The sequence below is a fragment of the Amycolatopsis sp. lyj-90 genome, assembly GCF_046549035.1.
Classification (GTDB): domain Bacteria; phylum Actinomycetota; class Actinomycetes; order Mycobacteriales; family Pseudonocardiaceae; genus Amycolatopsis.
Genome location: NZ_JAJPWP010000006.1, coordinates 634606 through 640828, shown reverse-complemented (window position 1 = coordinate 640828; position 6223 = coordinate 634606). Strand labels below are relative to the sequence as shown.

4 protein-coding genes are annotated in these 6223 nt (G+C 63.0%); 2 read left to right on the top strand and 2 right to left on the bottom strand.

The genetic code is table 11. The features are described 5' to 3' along the window. The coding region (locus tag ACLJPX_RS26285) for a phosphopantetheine-binding protein (protein ID WP_410602546.1) at nt 1-2652 on the top strand (2652 nt) is incomplete at its 5' end. A gap of 103 nt (nt 2653-2755) precedes the next feature. Next, nucleotides 2756-3505 carry a thioesterase II family protein gene (locus ACLJPX_RS26280; RefSeq protein WP_410602544.1) on the top strand — a complete coding sequence of 250 codons (750 nt, stop codon included), beginning with the start codon at nt 2756-2758 and terminating at the stop codon, nt 3503-3505. A 765-nt stretch (nt 3506-4270) separates the two neighbouring features. Here the strand turns inward: ACLJPX_RS26280 and ACLJPX_RS26275 are convergent. Together ACLJPX_RS26275 and ACLJPX_RS26270 are read right to left on the bottom strand one after the other, a co-directional pair. Beyond that, a complete protein-coding gene (locus ACLJPX_RS26275; RefSeq protein ID WP_410602542.1) occupies nt 4271-4672 on the bottom strand; it encodes a hypothetical protein in 402 nt (133 codons plus the stop codon). Between the two features lie 890 nt (nt 4673-5562). Beyond that, a complete protein-coding gene (locus ACLJPX_RS26270; RefSeq protein ID WP_410602540.1) occupies nt 5563-6222 on the bottom strand; it encodes a TetR/AcrR family transcriptional regulator in 660 nt (219 codons plus the stop codon). Between the last annotated feature and the right edge of the window lies 1 nt (nt 6223).

Sequence of the window (6223 nt, the reverse complement as noted above, 5' to 3'; positions counted from 1 at the left end):
TACGGAACGATCAGCAACCAGCTCGGCACCCAGACCCTCGGACACCTCCTCACAACCAAACAGACCGGCGTCGTCTGCGTCTCCCCAATCGACTGGGACACCTACGTCTCCACCACACCACTCACCACCAACCTCACACCCCAACAACCACAACAGACCACGGCGGCAATTCCGGGGATCGCGGACGTGCGGCAGTTGATCCGCAAGGCCGCGTGGGATGCCCTCGGAAAAGAAGTCGACGACGACGCAGTGCTTTTGGAATCCGGCTTGGATTCATTGGGAAGCATTTCGCTGCGTAATCGGATTGCTTCTGACATGAAGGTGACGCTGCCGTCGGCATTCGCACTGGAGTCGCCCAGTATTCAAGCCATGGCCCGCTATGTGTCCGAACAGCTACGTGCCAGGCCCAAGGCCGTCGAGAACGTTCCAGTGCAATCCCGGTCGTCTGATCTTCCCATTCTCGTCGTGGGCGCGGGCATGGCAGGAATCGGCTTCGCCCGAAGAATCGAGAGTCTTGGTCACAAGGTGATCGTCTTGGAGAAGCGTGACCGTGTCGGCGGCGTGTGGGGCACGCTCGCGAACTCCTATTCAAAGCTTCAGATCGATTCACCGGCGTACAGTTTCGACAGCGTATCGCCTGCACTGCCGGGCGACCACCGCTGGGAGACCATTTTCCCAGGCAGGGCCGAAGTCATCCGCGAAGCGGGCGAAGTGGCGTCAGAACTGCGCCAGTCGATTCAGTTCAACTGTCACGTGCTGTCCGTGAAGAAGATCGGCGATAAAGAGTACGAAGTCGAATACAGGCAAGATGAGCTCGTCAAGGTGGTACGAGTGTCAGGTATCGCTGCTTTTACCGGCGGACTTCACCATCCAAAAGATCACCGGCTCGTCGACGAGAGCTGCTTCAAGGGACACGTAGGGCTGGGCATCAAGGACGACACCCCAGCGGACAAGTTCGCAGACGCCTCGGTCGTGATCGTCGGCCATGGGGCCTTTGCCCTGGAGAACATGCGCACCGCCTTGGAGAACGGTGCCCGGCATGTCACCATCATCGGCCGCAAACGAAATCTGGTCGTGTCCACGCTCTGCAACTGGATCATCAATTCTTGCGAAGGCGCCGTTCCGATGAACGACATCGTGGACATCATGCGGCCGTTCTACGAATCTTGCGGCATAGATATCGAAACACTTCCTTCGCTCTCTCGGGATCTCGACGGAAGCTTTGTGCTCAACCAATCGACGGTTCCTCCCGCCTCCGATCTTTATTTCCTCGCGCAGCGACTCGGGAAGGTGACGGTGCTGGAAGATGAAGTCATCTCCGTGTCGCCACATTCTGTCACAACCAAGAGTGGCAAGGAGGTGGCCGCGACCGTGCTGCTGAAGTGCTTGGGATCCAACACAGACCAAGATGGACTGCTGGGCATGTTCGGAGACGGCAGCCACCTGGAAGGACCCTGGGTGAACGGGGATGCCAACCTGTTCACATACAACGACGGTGCACAGGTCCCTCGGAGCGTTGGTTCCCTGCTGTGCTCAAGCTACACATTCTTCGTTCAAGCCCTCGCTGAGGCCTATCTGCACTTCAGAGGAAAGCCTGATGATCTAGTGTCGACACTGGCACGGATCTCATCCGAGTCCTCAGGCAGGTCGTATGCCGAACGCCTGCTCATAGAGTTGTGGGACTTCATTGAGCCCGCGAAGAACAAGGTGGCGGCCAGAACGTTAGAGCTTTGCCCGTTCGACCGCTTTCAACGAGAGCGCGAAGCGGAGTGGGATTCCTACTGCAATTCCTTGGGCCGATCTCCTGCCGAAGAAGAGGGAGGACTCTGGGACCTGCTCTCCCCGGCCCTTTCCGTTCTTCACCGGAGGAATCCCGGTGTTCCATTGGAGAAGCGTGCTCGGCATCGCGAGTTCGGCACAGTCAGCGTTTTTGTGCCAAAGCGGCATAGGGTTCTTTTTCTTCCCGGCCAGGGAACGAGTGCTCGGCTCTCGCGAGCCATGCTTGATCGGACTGGCTGGCTGAAGCGGCAAGACATCGAGTTCGTCATCCCGGATGCACCGTTCGAGATCCCTGCGTTCACCGACGGTCAGCAACTGGAGATGCTGGGATTGGATTCGCTGGTTCAGGAAGGTCTCTACGACACCGCAGGCGTCTATCGTGAATGGAACGCGGGATTTCAGGAGCTGTGGAATAAGTTTCATGGCATTCCCGACAGTCCGGATTACGTCAACGCGCAGGGTAACCTGCGGTCAACAATGCGGTATGTCAAGCAGCTCGCAACCGACTATGGTCCGTTTTCTGGAATTGCGGGGTTCTGCGAAGGTGCGGCAGTCGCGTCCGCAGCTTTGCACACTCAGTCTTCGGGGCGGGACGTAGGGCTGGCCCAGGTGGACTTCTTCATCGCGATGTCTCCTTGGCGTTCACCGGTTCATGAACATGAAGGAGTGTTCGAGAAGCCTCGGCCTATCGAAGTGCCTGTGCTCCAGACCGTTGGCGAGAAAGACATGGACGTGTTCTTGGCCGCCGCTCCGATTTTCGGCCGGGACTTCGAAAAGGTGCTTGAACACAGGCATATGGGGCAGCACGTCTACCCGCCGCTGACGCGTGTTCTTGATCAGAAGGTCAATCGACTGCTGCAGGAGCGTTCTTGATGCTGAATCGTGGAGTGCTTCCGGCTCGGAACGGTCTCGACGGTGCGAAGTCGGCGCAATCATGTGGCGGCAGCCTGAGTATGGGGAGTGAACGATGGTGAGTATGAAATCGAGTGCATGGATCAAGCAATTTCACCCCAAAGGTGATGCCGAAGATCTCGTCGTGTGCTTCCCGCACGCCGCCGGTTCGGCGGGCTACTACTTCCCGCTATCCGCGGCGATGCCACCGAGCATCGACATGCTCACGATCCAGTACCCCGGACGACAGGACAGGCGTGACGAACCTCTGATCGACTCGGTGGACGAACTCGCTGACCAGATCGCCGAGGTGGTCATGGGCTGGTCTCACAAGCCGATGACGCTCTTCGGGCACAGCATGGGCGCGAGCGTGGCGTTCGAGGTCGCCCTGCGACTTGAGACCAAGGGCATCACGCTGACGAGCCTCGTCGTATCGGGTCGTCGTGCGCCATCAACGCGGCGAGTCGAGCGGAGTCACCTCGGCAGCGACACCATGCTTATAGCCGACTTGCGGAAGCTCGGGGGCATGCCGGAGCAATTGCTCGATGACGAAGAGTTCGTTCGCATGCTACTTCCCGTTCTACGTAACGATCTGCGTGCCGCCGAGACATATGAGCCACAGTCTGGTGGCGGTCTGCGTAGCCCGATCCTCGCGCTTGCCGGAGATTCTGACCCCAAGGTCTCGGTGCATGAGGTGAAGGCATGGGAAACTCATACCAGAGGATCGTTTGAATTTCGCATGATGCCTGGTGGGCATTTCCCGTCCGGTGATGAGCATGTGGCGATCGCAGGCCTGATTTCGGAGCAGATCATGTCGACGATGGTTCCCTGGTGAGGCGAGGTGGCCGGCGCGATCGCGGCCAGGCAGCGTTCGGCCCTGTCGCCGGAGCGCGTCCGTCAGTTCCGGCGGTCCGCTGACCAGGTGAGATCGGTCTGCACGGAGGTGATCATCCAGGCTATCCCGACGGGTGTCTCGTGGCCGAGGTGCAGGAGGCAGCTGCGTTCTGTGACGGCTTCAGCGACTCCTATGCCGAACCAGGTGTGTGGAGAGCGCGTCGGTAGCGAGCGTTGGGGCCGGGTGCCACTCCGGCCCCAACGCTTGCGGCGCCGCTGTCGGCGGCACGGTCCTTGTCGTCGGTACTGAGAAGTTTCCAGCGCTCGTGGTCCGTATGGCTTAGGTGCGTGCCCCCCGTTGCACCCGTTCGGGGCGGGCTCCGACCCGTCCACCCGCATGGGGCGTTGGACGCGAGTCCCAGCGCCGCTACTGGATCACGACCGAGGTCTTCCCGACGTTGAAGTTGTGAACCTCGCTGGGATGTTGGTCCAGCGCTGCCCTGCAGACGTCCAGGGACACCCAGTCGCAGGACAACGACCGTGACAATACGAACGACTCGGTCGTCGAACTTGTCCACCACCAGGAACGCCTTGCCCGGCTCGTTGAGCGTCAGCTCCCGCCTCCAGAAGCTGACCTCGCCAACGCCGTTGGCTAAGGGCCGCAGGCGCTCTACCGACCTGCGGCTGCGCCACTCGTCGAAGTCCTCTACGACGGAGGGGTAACCTTCGTTGTCGTAGGCGACGCGCTCGGCACCTGCACGTCCGCCTAAGCGAAGAGCCGTGGCACCACCTCGGCGTTGCTCGCCAAGCCGAGAATCACGCCCTGGCTGGCCAGCCCCTCGGGCTTCTCGCCGTCCTCGTTGTCCACGCCAGCGAGATGGAGCCGCGTCCGGACGTCTTGCTGATCCACTTCTCTATATTCACCACCAGCCGCTTGCCACTGGCCCAGACTCAAGCGCTGATCGTTGGGTATCTGGAGGGGGCCACGACTTCCGGGCTGGGTGACCGGTTCGGCATCGACCGGCGAACGGTCAGCAAGATTCTCCATCGAAACGGTGTGCAGATGCGCCGACGGGGGCTGTCGCCTAGGCAGGTCGATGAAGCGGTCCACCTTTACAATCTCGGCTGGCCACTGGCACGAGTTGGTGAACATTCCGACGTTGATCACGCCACCGTGTGGAACAGGTTGCGTGAGTGTGGTGTCCAGATGCGGGACCCCCATGGGCGGCCACGGACATGGCAGAGGTCTGACGGCGGCTGGGGGCGTGTGTCCGTTTGGCGGTGCCGCTTGTCGGACGATGCGGAAATCGTGGGTGTCTAGCCTCGGGCGGGGTCGGCGATTTTGAACAGTGTGCGGATGGCGCGGGATTTGAGCGTGCTGTGGAGGGCGGCCGCGCGCCCGATCTGTGTGGGGCTCGGTTTCGCGAGCGAGGCAAGGGGAACAGGGCCGCGGCGTTGCCGTGGTCGATGGCGGCGCTGATGGTGGCTCCGAAGGGTGCGTTGCGGAGGTGTTCTTCCAGACCTGCGGCGAAGTAGTGCACGGCCATGTCGGGGGCGAAGGGCCAGTCGCTGCCGGCGAGGATCCGTTCGGGCTGGGCTGGGCTGGGCCAAGGCGAGCAGGGCGGGCAGCACGATGGGCTGGTCGAGAGCGCGCCATCGCCGTTGGCGTGTGCCCACGTAGGGCTGGACCGGAATACGCCGGAAACGGGTCGTTGCCAACAAGAAGTGCTGGTGAGGGGTCGGTTGCGACGCCGGGGCCGCGCGTCTCGCGTGCTGGCGCCACTGCCTTGTCCAACTCGGGTCGGACGGTAGCGCGGGTGGAGATCTTCTCGGAGAAGGCTGGGTCATGCTGGCGGACTTCAGCGAGTCGAGCTGGGGGTTTCCGGGGACTGCCGGAGCTTGAAGGCGCGGGCGTAGCCGATCCGCCCGTGCCGACTGGCTTGACGCGGGTCAGCGTCGGCCGGGGCAGTTCGACCTAGGGTGAGCCGGCTTGCGGCTCGCGGGCGCGGCCGAGGACGCTCCCGGACGGCGGACCCGACCGTGGGTGGTCGGGTCGGGTCAGGTCTGCCAACGCGCCGTCAGCAGGCGTTGCGCGGGGGGCGGCCCGGGGAGGTCGACGTTCGACCTGGCGGCGAGTCCGCCCAGGGCGATCGCGAGCAGGCGGCGCCGGGCGGCCCGCGCTTCGGCGGTGAGCGCGGCGTCGTCCAGGTCCTCGATCTGCTCGATCAGTGGCGAACGGCCCAGCTGCTCGATGAGCAGGAGGATGTCGGTTGCTGTGACGTCCTCGCGTAGTCCGCCGCACTTGTGCGCGCGGTCTACCAGGGCGGCGAAGTCCCGGTCTGCGGCGGCCGCGAGGTCGGCCATCTGCGGGGGCAACGAGGTCAGCCTCCCCAGCGGGGCCAGCGTGCCCTGGCCGTACTCGACGCTCTCGATGACCAGGTTCTGCAGGCCCTGCCACGGGTCGGGGTGGTCGGCGGCCGCGTGCACGGCCGCCGACCATTGCTGGTTCGACAGCACCAGCAGCCGTTCATACAAGGCGGTCTTGCCGTTGTAGCGCCGATAGAGCGTGCCGACGCCGACTCCGGCGACCTCGGCGATCGCGTTGACCGAGGCGTTGGCCCCGTCGCGGGCGAACACCCGCCGGGCGGCCTCCAGGAGGGCCTGGTCGTTGCGGGCGACCTCGGCCTGCCGGGCCTGCTGCTGTCTGGAGATGGCCATG

What these genes read in the sequence shown, in the direction of transcription:
- ACLJPX_RS26270 (WP_410602540.1), bottom strand. Translation starts at nt 6,222, where the DNA reads ATGGCCATCTCCAGACAGCAGCAGGCCCGGCAGGCCGAGGTCGCCCGC.
- ACLJPX_RS26280 (WP_410602544.1), top strand. Translation starts at nt 2,756, where the DNA reads ATGAAATCGAGTGCATGGATCAAGCAATTTCACCCCAAAGGTGATGCC.